Genomic DNA, 15,954 nt, shown 5'->3' with positions numbered 1-15,954 from the left:
TTTAAAATCAACAAATAAAAAGTTGGCACGCAACCTGCAATAAGCAAAACATCTTTTTTAGAAAAACGCTGAATTAATTACTGAGGTTGCTATGTCTATTCTGGTTAAAAATAACATTCATTGGGTTGGCCAACGTGACTGGGAAGTTCGTGATTTCCACGGGACTGAATATAAAACGCTGCGCGGTAGCAGCTACAACAGCTATCTCATCCGTGAAGAAAAAAATGTCCTGATCGATACAGTAGACCACAAGTTTAGCCGTGAATTCGTGCAGAACCTGCGCAGTGAAATTGACCTGGCAGATATCGACTACATCATCATTAACCACGCGGAAGAGGACCATGCCGGTGCGCTGACTGAGCTGATGTCCTGCATCCCTGACACCCCAATTTACTGCACAGCCAACGCTATTGACTCTATCAACGGGCACCACCACCACCCGGAGTGGAACTTCAACGTGGTGAAAACCGGCGACTCGCTGGACATTGGCAACGGTAAGCAACTGATCTTCGTTGAAACACCGATGCTGCACTGGCCTGACAGCATGATGACCTACATGACCGGCGATGCGGTGCTGTTCAGTAACGATGCCTTCGGCCAGCACTACTGTGATGAACGTCTGTTTAACGACGAAGTTGACCAGACCGAACTGTTCGAACAGTGCCAGCGTTACTACGCCAACATCCTGACGCCGTTCAGCCGTCTGGTGACACCGAAAATCACTGAGATTCTCGGCTTCAACCTGCCGGTGGATATGATTGCCACTTCCCACGGCGTGGTATGGCGCGACAACCCGACACAAATCGTTGAAATGTATCTGAAATGGGCGGCTGACTATCAGGAAGACCGTATCACCATTTTCTACGACACCATGTCCAACAACACCCGCATGATGGCGGACGCCATTGCCCAGGGCATTAACGAAGTTGACCCGAACGTGGCGGTGAAAATCTTTAACGTCGCCCGTAGCGACAAAAACGAAGTCCTGACTAACGTCTTCCGCTCTAAAGGCGTGCTGGTTGGTACTTCAACGATGAATAACGTAATGATGCCAAAAATCGCTGGTCTGGTAGAAGAGATGACCGGCCTGCGTTTTCGTAACAAACGCGCCAGCGCCTTTGGTTCACACGGCTGGAGCGGCGGCGCGGTAGACCGTTTGTCCACACGCTTGCAGGATGCCGGTTTCGAGATGTCGCTGAGTCTGAAAGCGAAATGGCGTCCGGATCTGGACGCGCTGGAACTGTGTCGCCAGCATGGCCGTGAAATCGCACGTCAGTGGGCGCTTGCTCCGCTGCCGGAAACAATCGTCAAAACGGCAACCAAAGAGGAAGAGTGCGCCTGTGCCGCTGCGGCTGCCGCTGATCTTGGTCCAAGCATGCAGTGCAGCGTATGCCAGTGGATTTACGACCCGGCAAAAGGTGAACCGCTGCAGGATGTCGCGCCGGGAACACCGTGGAGCGACGTGCCGGATAACTTCCTGTGCCCGGAATGTTCATTAGGTAAAGACGTCTTTGACGTACTGGCAACGGAGGCAAAATGAGCCGCGGAATTGTCATTATTGGTTCAGGCTTCGCCGCCCGCCAGTTAGTCAAAAATATCCGTAAGCAGGATGCAAATGTCCCGCTAACCCTGATTGCTGCAGACAGTATGGATGAGTACAACAAGCCCGATCTCAGCCATGTTATCAGTCAGTCGCAACGTGCAGACGACCTCACCCGCCAGTCGGCGGGGGAGTTTGCCGAACAGTTTAATTTGCGCCTGTTCCCGCACACCTGGGTAACCGACATCGATGCCGATGCTCACGTAGTGAAAAGCCAGGAGCAACAGTGGCCATACGACAAACTGGTGCTGGCGACGGGAGCGTCGGCGTTCGTACCGCCGATTACCGGACGTGAGTTAATGCTCACATTGAACAGCCAACAAGAGTATCGCGCCTGTGAAACACAACTGCGTGACGCCCAACGGGTGCTGATTGTCGGCGGCGGCTTGATTGGCAGCGAACTGGCGATGGATTTTTGTCGTGCTGGTAAAGCGGTGACGCTTATCGACAACGCCGCCAGCATTCTGGCTTCGCTGATGCCGCCAGAAGTAAGCAGTCGCTTACAGCATCGTCTGACCGATATGGGCGTACACCTGCTGCTGAAGTCGCAGATTCAGGGGCTGGAGAAAACGGAGTCGGGGATTCGCGCCACGCTCGATCGTAGCCGCAGCGTAGAAGTCGATGCGGTGATCGCCGCTACGGGTCTGCGCCCTGAAACCGCGCTGGCGCGTCGCGCCGGATTGAACATCAATCGTGGCGTCTGCGTCGACAGCTACCTGCAAACCAGTCACCCGGACATTTATGCTCTCGGCGACTGTGCGGAAATTAACGGTCAGGTACTCCCGTTCCTGCAACCGATTCAGCTGAGCGCCATGTATCTGGCGAAAAACCTGCTCGGCGGCAATGCACCATTGAAGTTGCCTGCCATGCTGGTAAAAGTCAAAACGCCGGAATTACCCTTGCATCTGGCTGGGGAAACCCAGCGCCGCGATCTGAACTGGCATATTGCCGCCGAAGCGCAAGGGATAGTGGCCAGAGGGATGAACGACGCAGGCCAGCTATGTGCCTTTGTCGTCAGCGAAGACCGCATGAAAGAGGCCTTTGCGCTGCTGAAAACGCTGCCCGTGTAAGTACAGGATACCGTTGCTTGATTTATTAACCTCACGCACATGGATGTGCGTTGCCACTTGTCGGTATGCCCCGACCTGTTGTTCTTGCCCCGCCAGTCCCGGGGCTTTTTTATTTTTGCGCCAACGCCCGCGCCGCGGCAATCACGCCCTGCCCCAACGACAACCCGCCGTCGCCCGCCGGTAAACGCTGCGGGAACAGTAAGGTAAAATCATGAAGATAAAACGCCAGCCGGGCTGACAATAAGCGGTTATGCATCACACCTCCGCTGAATACCAGCGTCTTAATCCCCCGCTCTTCGGCCTGCAAACGCATCAGGGTGGCAAACCCACGCGCCAGCGCGTCGTGAAACGCCCACGCTCTTTCGGCAGGTTTGACCTGCCAGGTCAGCCATTGCTGCCAAAAAACCGCTAAGTCCAGCTGATTGCCATCAAGCGGCACCGTGACAGGGTGCTCAACGCCAGCACATTGCGATGCCATCGCCTCCAGCGCGCAGGCCGCCTCACCTTCATAACTCAGCGATTCCGGCGCACATTGAAGCGCGGCGGCAACGGCATCAAACAGCCGTCCGCACGATGACGCCAGCGGTGCGTTAATCCCCCGCTCAATGGCGCGCGCCAGCACGTTCCAGTTTTGATGTTGCAGCACCGATGTTTCCGGGTAGCGCTGCCAGTCAGGAACAAAACGCAGGCACTGCGCGAGCAAATTGCGCCACGGCTGTTTTGCCGCCAGATCGCCCCCCGCCAGCGCTACCGCTGGCAAGCCGCCAAGGTGTTCGCATTCACGATAGTTGACCCGCAAACACTCTCCCCCCCACAGCGCGCCGTTTTCCCCCATGCCGATACCGTCTAACGTCAGAGCAATCACGTCGCCACCATCGAGCGACCAGCCGTGCTCGGCCAGACACGCAGCGGCATGCGCATGGTGATGCAGCACCGTTTCGGTTGGCAGATTCATTTCGCTGGCCCACTGGCTGGAAACATAACCAGGGTGTGCATCATGCACGATACGCTGCGGCGTAAAGTCATAAATGTTCTGGATCAGGCGCAGCGCATCACGCCACTGCTGCTGAATGCCGTCATCGCTGAGATCGCCCAAATGCTGGCTAATAACCGCCTGTTCACCACGCACCAGGCAGAAGGTATTTTTCAGATCTGCGCCCAGGCAAAGCATCGGCGGCACGTCGTGAAATCCTGGCGGCAGCGCCACCGCATCCGGCACGTAACCCCGTGAACGACGCAGCATCTCCCCACTGTCGCGTACCACAGAGTCATCCATCCGCTGCACAATTTCGCGGTTATGCAGCAGGAAACCATCGGCAATTTCGTGTAAATCTTCCAGCGCCTGGGCGTTGGTAATAGCGGGCGGTCTGCCGCTGAGATTGCCTGAGGTCATTACCAACGGACAATTCATCTCTTGTAAGAGCAAATGCTGCAACGGATTCGCTGGCAGCATGACGCCCACTTCCGTTAACCCTGGCGCAATGCCCTCGCTCAATGCTGCGACATAGCGTTTCTGCACTAACACGATCGGCGCGGCTGGGGTTGTCAGCAAACGACGAGCGGGTTCAGGCAGTCCGTCATCACCGGGCAACATCACTGCCAAAGGTTTTGCCGGACGGTGTTTGCGCAGCCTGAGCAGCGCTACGGCGTCATCATTTCGTGCATCGCACACCAGATGAAACCCACCGATCCCTTTAACGGCCACAATACCGCCCGCTTTCAGGCGCGATACTGCCGCCTGCAACGCCTCTTCTTTCTCCGCCCGCTCACCCGCGCTAAACCATTCGAGGTGGGGACCGCATGCCGGACAGGCAACGGGCTGGGCATGGAAGCGACGGTCGTACGGATCACGATACTCTTTATCGCATTGCGCACAGAGTGGGAATGACGCCATCACGGTAAACGGGCGATCGTAGGGCATGGCGCGGATAATCGTAAAGCGCGGGCCACAGTGGGTGCAGTTGATAAAGGGATAACGATAGCGGCGTTCGCCGGGGGTGTTCATTTCAACCAGACATTCTGGACAGGTCGCGGCATCCGGAACGATTTGCGTATTCATCGTTCCGCCAGCACTTTGCCGAATCGAGAAATCGGCAGGCGGCTGCGTCCAGGCGAACGGTTCGCTCTCAACGCTGTCAATGCGCGCCAGCGGCGGGCAGTGTTGATGCAATTGCGCAATAAACTCTGCCGGATCTTCCTGTATACGCACAACCACACCGTCACCGTCGTTACACACATCGCCATGTAGCTGTAACCGCTGCGCCAGTTGCCAGACGTAGGGGCGAAATCCGACGCCCTGTACCTTACCGCGAATACGCAGCTGTACGCCGGAGTGGTTGTTTATTGTCATGATGAATTCCCGCGGTATTGTATCCCTGAAATGTCCGTTTGCCGGATGGCGGCTTCGCCTTATCCGGCACGTATTTTACGCGGATTTTCAGATATCAGAACAGCAAAGATGCCGTGGAATCCAGCGCCGCGCGACGGCGTTTTTCAGCGCTCAGTTGCTCAAGCTTATTGCGATCCACATAAATCAGCGCGTGAGTCGGGCAGACTTCCATACAGGCAGGACCGGCCTCACGATGGTGGCACAGGTCACACTTATTGGCTTCGGCTTTTTCTGCCCGGACGTTCAGACCTGCCCCGCTGTTACGAACAACCGGACGCACGACCACTTCCATTGCGCCATAAGGGCAAGCCACAACGCAGGTTTTACACCCAATGCAGCGCTCCTGCATCACGTGGACAAAGCCTTTATCACGGCTGATTGCACCGTTCGGGCAGACGTTAGCGCACGGCGCGTCTTCACACTGGCGGCACAGCGTCGCCGTGGAGACATTAACGCCTTTGATGACGTGAATGCGGGGTAAAAAGGTTTCAGGGGTCAGCGATGCGCAGTCCTGGTTATCCTGATGGGATACCACGCAGGCCACTTCACAGGTACGGCAACCAATGCATTTATTGGCGTCTGCAATGATGAAACGGTTCATCAATTTCTCCAGCAATGACAGATTATCTGCCGAAGCATTCATAAATCGTGCCAGAATTTAATTAACTGTTATTAAAGGTTTTTTATTTTGATGAATGCAGAGAAGCCGTGTCATCGTCACTAGTGACGATGACAAATGACAGCCGTCAGCGCAAAACGAGCGGCGCAACAGAGTCGCGTTGAATGAGTTCACCGGTGAAGGTTTTTGGCGGCGTAAACGCCCCGTCATCCAGCATAAAGATCAGGCGGCCTATCGTTTCCTGAATCATTTCCGTTACCGGGATTTTGACGCTGGAAAGCGCCGGAATAGTGTATGGCGCGATGGCGATATCGTCGAAGCCAATCACCGACACCTGAGCAGGGACGCTCACGCCATGCGCGTGCAACTGCTTCATCGCACCGATCGCCATATCATCATTGCTGGCCACCAGCGCGGTAAAATTGACCTGACGCGAAAGCAAAGTTTCGACTCCCGCTGCGCCGCAGGATGGCGTCCATTTCCCTTTAACAATCAAATCACTATTAAGCGGAATGCCATGATGTGCCAGCGCGTCTTTATAGCCTGAAAGTCGCTCCACGCCGGTAGGCGAATCCATCGAGCCAGTAATAAAACCAATCTCTTTGTGCCCGGCGGCAATGAGCTGAGTAACAGCATTAAAACTGGTTTGCTTTTGATCACACCACACGCAGTGGCTGGTATTTTTCCGCAGCCGCCGATTAAGCACCATAATCGGCTGGGCGTGGGCGTCGATGATATCGTCTATCTCATCCACGCTAAGAAAACGCGGATAGATCATAATCGCGTCACAGCGCAGGTCGAGCAGGTACTGGATCGCCTGACGCTCTTCCTCTGCGCTGTGCTTACCGTCAGCCAGCAACAACTGGCGTCCCTTATCTTCCGCCATCCGCGCGGTATGAAACAGCAGTTCGCTGAAATAGACGCCGTGATAAAGGGTGTTAGTTACCACCAGACCCAGCGTCTGCGTGGTTTTCGCTGCCAGACTGCGTGCCAGCAAGTTAGGGCGGTAACCACTCTCTTCAATGGCCTGAAACACGCGGTCTTTGGTTTCCTGGCTGACATAGCCATTCCCGGAAAGCACCCGGGAAACCGTCGCTTTTGACACCCCGGCACGCTTCGCCACCTCCAGCATCGTGGTCATATTACTCATCCCTTTTCTCTCAATGTGACGCAGTGTACTGCACCGTTTCGCCGCTGTCCTTGCTGCTAAATTGCAAACGCTGACATCTGGTGATCGGAGTCACAATTATAAAAAATGATCAAAATTAAAACTTGCCCATTACGTGTAATTTAAACATGATTTTGTGGAACCGGTTTCCTATCTGTGTTTCATCAACCCAGAAAAGCGACCAACGTGAACGGATAAAACATAACGTACTCTACTGATAAAACAGGATTAAATCCGATGTCCAAAAATTATGCAGCGCTGGCGCGCTCGGTTGTGACGGCTCTGGGAGGCGTGGACAACATCACAGCAGTGACCCACTGTATGACCCGTTTGCGTTTCGTTATCAAAGATGACTCGCAGGTCGACAGCACGACGCTGAAGACGCTCCCTGGCGTGCTCGGCGTGGTGCGCAGCGATAACCAGTGCCAGGTGATCATCGGCAACACCGTTTCGCAGGCGTATCGCGAGGTAGTCAGCCTGTTACCTGCCAATATGCAACCTGCAGAGCCGCAAACCAAACCTCGGCTGACGCTGAAGCGGATTGGTGCGGGGATCCTCGACGCGCTGATCGGCACAATGTCCCCGTTGATCCCGGCTATTATCGGCGGATCAATGCTCAAGCTGCTGGCAATGATCCTCGAAATGACCGGCGTGCTGGTGAAAGGATCGTCCACGCTCACTATTCTGACCGTAATCGGCGACGGTGCCTTCTTCTTCCTGCCACTGATGGTCGCCGCCTCAGCAGCCATAAAATTCAAAACCAACATGTCGCTGGCAATCGCCATCGCTGGCGTACTGGTGCATCCCAGCTTCATCGAACTGATGGCGAAGGCCGCGCAGGGTGAGCACGTTGAGTTTGCCCTGATCCCGGTGACGGCGGTGAAATACACCTACACGGTGATCCCGGCGCTGGTCATGACCTGGTGTCTGTCCTACATCGAACGCTGGGTCGATCGCATCACTCCGGCGGTAACCAAAAACTTCCTTAAACCGATGCTAATCGTGCTGATCGCCGCCCCACTCGCCATCGTCATCATTGGCCCGATCGGTATCTGGATCGGTAGTGCAATTTCAGCACTGGTTTATACCATTCACGGCTATCTCGGCTGGCTGTCGGTGGCCATTATGGGCGCATTGTGGCCGCTGCTGGTGATGACCGGTATGCACCGCGTCTTCACGCCAACCATTATTCAGACCATTGCCGAAACCGGAAAAGAAGGCATGGTGATGCCGTCGGAAATCGGTGCCAATTTGTCGCTGGGCGGTTCATCGCTGGCAGTGGCATGGAAAACCAAAAACCCGGAACTGCGTCAGACGGCGTTAGCGGCAGCCGCCTCGGCCATCATGGCAGGCATTTCCGAACCCGCGCTGTATGGCGTGGCGATCCGCCTGAAACGCCCACTGATTGCGAGTCTTATCAGCGGCTTTATCTGCGGTGCCGTTGCCGGAATGGCCGGACTGGCGAGCCACTCCATGGCGGCTCCAGGCTTGTTCACCAGCGTACAGTTTTTCGATCCCGCCAATCCGATGACCATCGTTTGGGTGTTTGGCGTGATGGCGCTGGCGGTCGTGCTTTCCTTTGTATTAACACTGCTCCTCGGCTTTGAAGATATTCCTGTCGAAGATGCAGCCGCGCAGGCCAGAAAAAACCAGGCCGCGCAACCAGGCAATATCAATAGAGCCAGCATTTGACTGGTATGAACTGAGGTTAACTATGTCTGTTTTTCCGCAAGGATTTTTATGGGGCGGCGCACTGGCCGCCAACCAGTCTGAAGGGGCATACCGGGAAGGCGGCAAAGGGCTGACCACCGTCGATATGATCCCCCACGGCACAAACCGCATGGCCGTCAAACTGGGTCAGGAAAAACGCTTTACGCTGCGGGATGACGAATTTTATCCCAGCCATCAGGCAATCGACTTTTATCATCGCTATAAAGAAGATATCGCGCTGATGGCGGAAATGGGGTTTACGGTTTTTCGTACTTCCATTGCCTGGAGCCGTCTCTACCCTAACGGCGACGAGCTGACGCCAAATGAAGAGGGTATCGCGTTTTACCGGGCCGTGTTTGCCGAGTGTAAAAAATACGGTATTGAGCCGTTAGTTACGCTGTGTCACTTCGATGTGCCGATGCATCTGGTCAGCGAGTATGGCTCCTGGCGTAACCGCAAAATGGTAGAGTTCTTTACCCGCTACGCCCGTACCTGCTTCGAGGCCTTTGACGGTCTGGTGAAGTACTGGCTAACGTTCAACGAAATCAACATTATGCTGCACAGCCCTTTTTCTGGCGCCGGACTGGTGTTTGAAGAAGGTGAAAATCAGGATCAGGTGAAATATCAGTCCGCCCACCACGAACTGATTGCCAGCGCTCTGGCAACTAAAATAGCCCATGAAATTAATCCGCAAAACCAGGTCGGCTGTATGCTGGCGGGCGGTAATTTTTATCCTTATTCCTGTAAACCGGAAGATGTGTGGACCGCGCTGGAAAAAGACCGCGAAAACCTGTTCTTTATTGATGTGCAGGCGCGCGGGGCTTACCCCGCTTACTCTGCCCGTGTGTTTCGCGAAAAAGGCGTGGTGATAGAAAAAGCGGCGGGAGATGACGATATCCTGAAAAACACCGTCGATTTCGTCTCGTTTAGCTATTACGCATCGCGCTGCGCCTCCGCTGAAATGAATACTGGCAATACCAGCGCCGCTAACGTGGTGAAGTCGCTGCGTAATCCGTACATTGCCGCCAGCGAATGGGGCTGGGGCATCGACCCACTCGGTCTGCGCATCACCATGAATATGATGTATGACCGCTACCAGAAGCCGTTGTTTCTGGTGGAAAACGGGCTGGGGGCGAAAGATGAGATCGATGCTAACGGCGAAATCAATGACGACTATCGCATTAGCTATTTACGCGAGCACATTCGCGCCATTGCAGATGCTATTGAAGATGGCGTGCCGCTGCTGGGCTACACCACCTGGGGCTGTATCGATTTGGTTTCAGCCTCAACCGGTGAGATGAGCAAACGCTACGGTTTTGTGTATGTGGACCGCGATGACGCGGGCAACGGCACGTTAGCGCGTAAACGCAAAAAATCGTTCTGGTGGTATAAGAAAGTGATTGCGAGCAACGGGACCGATCTGGAATAACAATGTTGCCGGGTGACACTGCCATCCGGCTACACGTATTATTCAGAATATATATACCCGCTGTCTGTTATCATTTTTATTGTACAACTTTAGGATTTTGCAGCAGCGGCAAAGGCGCTTCGCCCAACGCGTGGACCTGACCAATAATTGTCGCGCTCCGGCCAATCTGTAATGACTCAACATTCGTACTATTATGGGAGCCAAACTGGAACTGAATCACGTGGTTCGTTTTATTATTTTCGTCTTTTAGGCTGACAAGATAAGAATAAGCATTGGAAATACCATTAACCTTACGAATATCAATGACCACGCCCCGCAGCTTCACCCATTCACCAAGATAGTCCTTATTGGCTTTAACAGGATTTAAGGTATAGGGCGCGACAAAATCAGCGACGGACAAGGTTGGCATTGACGCAGCTGATGACTCCCCCGGTTGAAATAATCGGTCTCCCGCAGAGAAGAACGCGTCAGCCGCCGTCTCGCACCCGCTAAGAAGAGAGGAAATAATAATTAAATTTACCAAACGTATACCTGAACGCATAAATAACTCCTGTATATTAATTTCCCATATATTCAAATTCTAAATAATTCGAGTATATAACCTCCCTGAACAACGCCGAAATATAATATAACTCCCGTATTAGTAAAAGAAGAGAATATTCTCCCCCCAGCTATTATCAACTTCTCATCTTTTTCATTATTTGCATTCTATTTTCTGGATCTGCCTTCCAGTTTCGGGTTTGCCCTCCCGCCTTTTTACTGGCATTTTATTCAGTAGTTTTCCATCGTTTTATTCGTAACAAGGGAGTGTTAATGTCTGGTAAAAATGGTAATGCCGAAGCGGTTATCAACAAGCCATTACGTCATTTTAAAGTCAGCTATGTCAGAGTACGGCATGAAGATCGCAAAACCGGTTTTACACGACGTATAAGCCGCCATGCTTCACTCACGATGAACGGAGACTGGCTGGAACAGGCGGGGTTCCCAACGGGCACGTCGGTAAAAGTATCGGTTACGCAGGGGAAATTAATTATTGAACAAGCGGGTGAATAGTCTGTTTCCAGGGTGTCAACGTTATCCGGATGGTGGTAATGCGACACACCATCCGGTATTCAGTGCCCTCAGGCTCAGGCTTCCGGTGCCTCTAATTCAGCGAACCCACCGTGTCCTTCCCACCCGGCTAATCGCTGATAAACGGTATCTACCGCATCTTTGATCGGCTGTGTCATCGGGTAGTAAAAACCGACAATATCCGGCTGAATGCCAAGGAAAATCACCTCGCCAACGTCGTCTTGCAGCTGATCGACCAGGTAGTTCAGCGGCATGTTGTGGGTGGTCATCATGAACATCTCGGCAATATCATCAGGATCGATAATGCGGATTTCACCAGGATTTAGCCCCATGTCGGTGGCATCCACAATCAACAGACGCTGCGGACGCAACTCACGGATGGCGACGATGTCGTTTTCCGGCGCGCTACCGCCGTCGATGACAACCCATTGACCTTGAGGATTTGCAGCACACATTTCGGCCAACAGCGGCCCCGCGCCGTCATCGCCCATCATGCTGTTACCCACACATAATAAAACGTCAGTCACGATGTCTCCTCACCATCAGATAGATGGCGCTTTCCTGGTGGATATCGTGAAGCATGCTAAGCATCAGCTTGCTCCACTCCTGCTGCTGCGGGGTCTGCACGGCACGCGCATCATCGAACGCGCGCGCCAGCATCTGCACATGGTTGAAATCGATGACGATCTCGCCGTACTTCGGCACGCCTTCCATTTTCCGGCGGGCTTCACTGCCTTCAGCAAGCGTGGCAATCCACGCCAGATATTCATCCCACGGGCAGGTTAACGCCGCTTCCAGGCAATCGATGATCCCAAGGTGGTGACCAATCGCCAGGCTGTAATAGACAACCTGCTGCGCCTCAGCGGGCGTTGCATCGTTCTCATCAATAAACTTACGGCTCAGTTGACTGAACACCACCGTTTCACTCATCGGATACGCGCCTCTTCGACAACATGATTAAGATGCGTGACGATCTCGGTCAGACGCGGATCGTTTTCCGCTTCCAGCCAGCGCGCCACCTGATGCTCGCCCTGCCCTAACTGTGTCATATAGTCATCAGCAATCTGGCGACCGTAGCGGTAGCCCGCCAGACGGCGGGCTTCACGATCCACCTTCACGCGCAGCGGCTGAACCATGTCCGGATGCAGAATTTCAGCCGGCTGTTCGTCCAGTTCACCTGGCGCACGCGCGTGAATTTTTTGTTCCAGCAGACCCAGCGCCATTGCAAAACCGTACAGCGTAGCCGCAGGCGTTGGCGGACAACCAGGAATATACACATCCACCGGTACGATTTTATCCGTGCCGCCCCATACGCAGTATAAGTCGTGGAAGATACCGCCGCTGTTACCGCAGGCACCGTAAGAGATACAAATTTTCGGATCTGGCGCAGACTGCCAGGCGCGCAGCGCCGGAGAGCGCATGGCACGCGTTACCGCGCCGGTAAACAGCAGGATATCCGCATGGCGCGGTGATGGTACAACTTTGATACCAAAACGTTCGGCATCAAACAGCGGAGAAAGCGTAGCGAAGATTTCGATTTCACAGCCGTTGCAGCCGCCGCAGTCCACACGGTAAACGTACGCTGAACGCTTGATGCTTTTAAGCAGCGACGCTTTCATGCTGGCAATGGATTCATCCACCGTCATCGGTACCGGAATACCGTTGGCGTCACGTGGGCCTAATAAATTGCTCATCAGCTGGCCTCTTTCATATGGCGAGTCAGTTCAATACGGTCAGACGGCACCAGGCATTTCTGGCGCTTACAATCCGGGCAGGTCTCAAAGCTTTCACGGTGGTTTTCCGCACGGCTGTCACCGTTGTGCTTAAGCAGCGCAATGGCGTAATCAATCTCTTTTTGTACCGCAAACGGGCGGTTACATACGCGGCAATTACACAGCGCAAAGCGGGACTGCTGCAGGAAATCCTCTTTCTTCCACACCGCCAGTTCATACTCCTGCGACAGCTTGATTGCCGCCGTCGGGCAGACTTCTTCGCAGCGGGCGCAGAAGATGCAACGGCCGAGATTGAACTGCCACGCCAGCTCATGGGTGACCAGATCGGTTTCTACCGTCAGCGCGTTCGACGGGCACGCATTCACACAGGCCGCACAGCCAATGCACTGCTGCGGATTGTGTTCCGGTTTGCCACGGAAGTTTTTATCGACCGCAATCGGCTCCAGCGGATACGACGATGTCGGCGCCCCGGTTTTGATGACTTTTTTGATAAAGGTAAACATGGCGATTCCTTATTTCAGCGGCGAGTTTTTACGCTCGATGCTGTAGCGCTCAAGTTCTTTGTACGGCACGACTTTGCTCTTCTTCTTACGCACATCGACCACAGTCATACGGTCGGTACAGGAATAGCAAGGATCGAGGCTACCGATAATCAGCGGGGCATCGGAAACGGTGTTGCCACGCAGCATGTAGCGCAGCGTCGGCCAGTTGGCGTAAGTCGCCGCGCGACAGCGCCAGCGATACAGTTTCTGGTTGTCGCCAGTCATACTCCAGTGGATGTCATCCCCGCGCGGCGCTTCAGCAAAGCCCAGCGCAAAGCGTTGTGGAATGTAGGTGAAACCTTCCACAGCCAGCGGGCCGCCTGGCAGGTTGTCCAGACCAAAGTCGATCATATTCAGTGCGGTGTAGACTTCATTGATACGGACTTTCAGACGAGAAATAACGTCGCAACCCTGCTCACTGTGAACTTCCATCGGCAGCAGACCATAGCCCACAAACGGGTGATCGGCGCGGGTGTCACGCGCATGGCCGCTGGCGCGCACCATCGGGCCGACGTTACTGAAGTCACGGGCAATCTCCGGATCCAGACGGCCAATACCTACGGTACGCTGTTCCATGTTCGGCGTGCTGAGCAGCATATCGACCAGTTCCTGCACGTCACGACGCATCTGCTGCGCCAGTTGACGGGTCTGGATCATATCCTCTTTCAACAGATCACGACGAATACCGCCGATCAGGTTCAGACCGTAAGTTTTACGTGCCCCGGTGAGGATCTCCGCCATCTTCATGGAAGTTTCACGCACGCGGAAGAACTGCATAAAGCCGGAGTCAAAACCGGTAAAGTGACAGGCCAGGCCGAGGTTCAGCAGGTGCGAGTGCAGGCGTTCAACTTCCAGCAGAATGGCGCGGATCATCTGCGCACGTTCCGGCACGACGATGCCCATCGCGTTCTCGACGGAGGTGGTATAGGCGGTGCTGTGCGCAAAGCCGCAAATGCCGCACACGCGGTCGGACAAGAAGGTCACTTCGTTGTAACCCATGCGGGTTTCCGCCAGCTTCTCCATGCCGCGGTGGACATAGAACAGACGGTAGTCGGCGTCGATGATGTTCTCGCCGTCAACAAACAGACGGAAGTGACCAGGTTCATCAGAGGTGACGTGCAGTGGGCCAATCGGCACTACATTATTTTTCTTGTCTCCCAGTTCGTTGATGAACTCGTAGGTTTCAGCATCGGTAGTCGGCGCGGGGCGCTGGCGATAATCCATGCTGTCTTTACGCAGCGGGTAGAGTTCGTCCGGCCAGTCATCCGGCAGTACCAGACGACGCTCATCGGGCAAACCAACCGGGATCAAACCGTACATATCGCGCACTTCGCGCTCGCCCCAGACCGCAGCAGGCACGCGCGGCGTGACGGACGGGAACTCCAGCTTATTGGCATCGACTTCAACGCGCACGGTAATCCAGCACTTGGTACCCTGCTCCATCGACAGCACGTAGTACACGGCATAATGACCGCACAGCTGACGTTCGTCGTTACCAAACAGCACGGACAACCAGCCACCCTGTTTGTAGTACAGGAACTCCACCACTTCCGGCAGGTAGTTCACCTTGACGGTGATCGTCAGCTGATCTTTGGTCTGCCAGGCTTCATCCAGCACGACGCCCGGGAAGGCCTGGTGCAGCGCCGCGAGATATTGTTGACCTAATTTTTCTTCAGACATGCTCAAACTCTCTTAAATCACGCCACCAGCAAGGAGACGAACGCTAAAAACGCAAACCCAAAACCGGCCCAGGTCACGCGTGAAGTGGCGCAAAAACGCAGACGCGCCATGCTGTTTTCGAACAGGGCGATGACCAGCACGCCGAGAACCAGTTTGACGACGGCAATCACCAGCGCCAGCAGCAGCCCACCCGAGGTGAAGGTTTCCATCTGTCCCCACGGCAGGAACACGCCAACGAACATTTGCAGAACGACCAGTTGCTTAAGGCTAATGCCCCATTTCAGCACCGCAAAACCGCTGCCGCTGTATTCGGTCAATGGACCTTCCTGCAGCTCCTGCTCTGCCTCTGCCAGATCGAACGGCAGTTTGCCCATTTCGATAAAGGTGGCGAAAGCACAGGCGCACAGCGCCAGAATCAACGGAATGCTGCGTGCAGCAGGCCAGTGATAAATGGTATCGGCGATATTGCTGATATGCGTTGAGCCAGCAACCTGCGCCGCTACCCACAGACCCAGCAGCAGGATAGGTTCAACCAGCACGCCGAGCATCGCTTCGCGGCTGGCGCCAATAGCGGTAAACGGGCTACCGGTATCCAGGCCCGCGATAGAGAAGAAGAAGCGAGCGATGGCGAACAGGTAAATTAAGGTGATCAGATCGCCCAGTTGCGGCAGCGGTGAGCCAACGGTCACTACCGGCAACGCGGTGGCGATAGTCAGCATCACACCCACCATCACAAACGGCGTCAGGCGGAAAACCCAACTGGAATCCGCAGGCGCAATGCTCTGACGGCCCAGCAGTTTGATAATGTCGCGGTATTCCTGCAAAACGCCCGGACCGCGGCGATTGTGCAAACGCGCACGTGCCACGCGGGTAATACCGGACAGCAGCGGCGCAACGGCAAACAGCACCAGCGCCTGAATTAACGGATATAAAACACTCATTC

At 54.5% G+C, this 15,954-nt stretch carries 15 protein-coding genes; 5 read left to right on the top strand and 10 right to left on the bottom strand.

Annotation, left to right across the window (positions count from 1 at the left end):
- The first annotated feature begins 91 nt into the window (after window positions 1–91).
- Entirely contained in the window at window positions 92–1,540 is a 1,449-nt protein-coding gene (norV, locus tag HV314_RS06050) for an anaerobic nitric oxide reductase flavorubredoxin (RefSeq protein WP_016154175.1), read from the top strand.
- Window positions 1,537–2,670: an NADH:flavorubredoxin reductase NorW gene (gene norW / locus HV314_RS06045; RefSeq protein WP_115190308.1), complete on the top strand. Its 1,134-nt coding sequence runs from the start codon at window positions 1,537–1,539 to the stop codon at window positions 2,668–2,670. Before norV ends, norW begins: the two co-directional genes overlap by 4 nt.
- A gap of 109 nt (window positions 2,671–2,779) precedes the next feature.
- Here norW and hypF read toward each other — a convergent pair whose 3' ends face one another.
- The 3 genes from hypF to HV314_RS06030 form a co-directional block, all read right to left on the bottom strand.
- Entirely contained in the window at window positions 2,780–5,020 is a 2,241-nt protein-coding gene (gene hypF / locus HV314_RS06040) for a carbamoyltransferase HypF (RefSeq protein WP_181547575.1), read from the bottom strand.
- 94 nt (window positions 5,021–5,114) lie between these two features.
- Complete coding sequence (gene hydN / locus HV314_RS06035) at window positions 5,115–5,660, bottom strand: electron transport protein HydN (RefSeq protein WP_003037366.1); 546 nt, start codon at window positions 5,658–5,660, stop codon at window positions 5,115–5,117.
- 145 nt (window positions 5,661–5,805) lie between these two features.
- Window positions 5,806–6,819: a LacI family DNA-binding transcriptional regulator gene (locus HV314_RS06030; protein ID WP_181547573.1), complete on the bottom strand. Its 1,014-nt coding sequence runs from the start codon at window positions 6,817–6,819 to the stop codon at window positions 5,806–5,808.
- Window positions 6,820–7,083: 264 nt separating this feature from the next.
- Here HV314_RS06030 and ascF point away from each other — a divergent pair, with 264 nt between their 5' ends.
- Together ascF and HV314_RS06020 are read left to right on the top strand one after the other, a co-directional pair.
- A complete protein-coding gene (gene ascF, locus HV314_RS06025) occupies window positions 7,084–8,538 on the top strand; it encodes a PTS cellobiose/arbutin/salicin transporter subunit IIBC (protein ID WP_046274835.1) in 1,455 nt (484 codons plus the stop codon).
- A gap of 22 nt (window positions 8,539–8,560) precedes the next feature.
- On the top strand, window positions 8,561–9,985 hold the full coding sequence (locus HV314_RS06020; RefSeq protein ID WP_181547570.1) for a 6-phospho-beta-glucosidase: 1,425 nt from the start codon (window positions 8,561–8,563) through the stop codon (window positions 9,983–9,985).
- Between the two features lie 76 nt (window positions 9,986–10,061).
- Here HV314_RS06020 and HV314_RS06015 read toward each other — a convergent pair whose 3' ends face one another.
- The gene (locus HV314_RS06015) at window positions 10,062–10,526 is read right to left on the bottom strand and encodes an OB-fold putative lipoprotein (RefSeq protein ID WP_181547568.1); all 465 of its coding nucleotides are present in this window, start codon (window positions 10,524–10,526) and stop codon (window positions 10,062–10,064) included.
- A gap of 272 nt (window positions 10,527–10,798) precedes the next feature.
- On the opposite strand from HV314_RS06015, the gene HV314_RS06010 reads away from it, so the two are divergent.
- Window positions 10,799–11,038, top strand: coding sequence for a SymE family type I addiction module toxin (locus tag HV314_RS06010; RefSeq protein WP_016154182.1), 240 nt, complete (start codon window positions 10,799–10,801; stop codon window positions 11,036–11,038).
- Between the two features lie 74 nt (window positions 11,039–11,112).
- Here HV314_RS06010 and hycI read toward each other — a convergent pair whose 3' ends face one another.
- Genes hycI through HV314_RS05980 form a run of 6 tightly spaced genes read right to left on the bottom strand, consistent with a single transcriptional unit; the run spans window position 11,113 to window position 15,952 of the window.
- The gene (gene hycI / locus HV314_RS06005) at window positions 11,113–11,583 is read right to left on the bottom strand and encodes a hydrogenase maturation peptidase HycI (protein ID WP_181547566.1); all 471 of its coding nucleotides are present in this window, start codon (window positions 11,581–11,583) and stop codon (window positions 11,113–11,115) included.
- Window positions 11,576–11,986, bottom strand: coding sequence for a formate hydrogenlyase maturation HycH family protein (locus tag HV314_RS06000; protein WP_003037385.1), 411 nt, complete (start codon window positions 11,984–11,986; stop codon window positions 11,576–11,578). Before HV314_RS06000 ends, hycI begins: the two co-directional genes overlap by 8 nt.
- The gene (gene hycG / locus HV314_RS05995) at window positions 11,983–12,750 is read right to left on the bottom strand and encodes a formate hydrogenlyase subunit HycG (RefSeq protein WP_003037388.1); all 768 of its coding nucleotides are present in this window, start codon (window positions 12,748–12,750) and stop codon (window positions 11,983–11,985) included. Before hycG ends, HV314_RS06000 begins: the two co-directional genes overlap by 4 nt.
- Complete coding sequence (gene hycF, locus HV314_RS05990) at window positions 12,750–13,292, bottom strand: formate hydrogenlyase subunit HycF (protein ID WP_016154185.1); 543 nt, start codon at window positions 13,290–13,292, stop codon at window positions 12,750–12,752. Before hycF ends, hycG begins: the two co-directional genes overlap by 1 nt.
- A gap of 9 nt (window positions 13,293–13,301) precedes the next feature.
- Entirely contained in the window at window positions 13,302–15,011 is a 1,710-nt protein-coding gene (hycE, locus tag HV314_RS05985; RefSeq protein ID WP_181547564.1) for a formate hydrogenlyase subunit HycE, read from the bottom strand.
- A gap of 17 nt (window positions 15,012–15,028) precedes the next feature.
- Window positions 15,029–15,952, bottom strand: a complete 924-nt coding sequence (locus HV314_RS05980) for a respiratory chain complex I subunit 1 family protein (protein ID WP_046274832.1) — start codon at window positions 15,950–15,952, stop codon at window positions 15,029–15,031.
- Window positions 15,953–15,954: the final 2 nt, after the last annotated feature.

Origin of the sequence: Citrobacter sp. RHBSTW-00887, from assembly GCF_013728095.1 — a bacterium.
GTDB lineage: Bacteria > Pseudomonadota > Gammaproteobacteria > Enterobacterales > Enterobacteriaceae > Citrobacter > Citrobacter braakii.
This window is presented reverse-complemented; position numbering and strand designations above follow the sequence as displayed.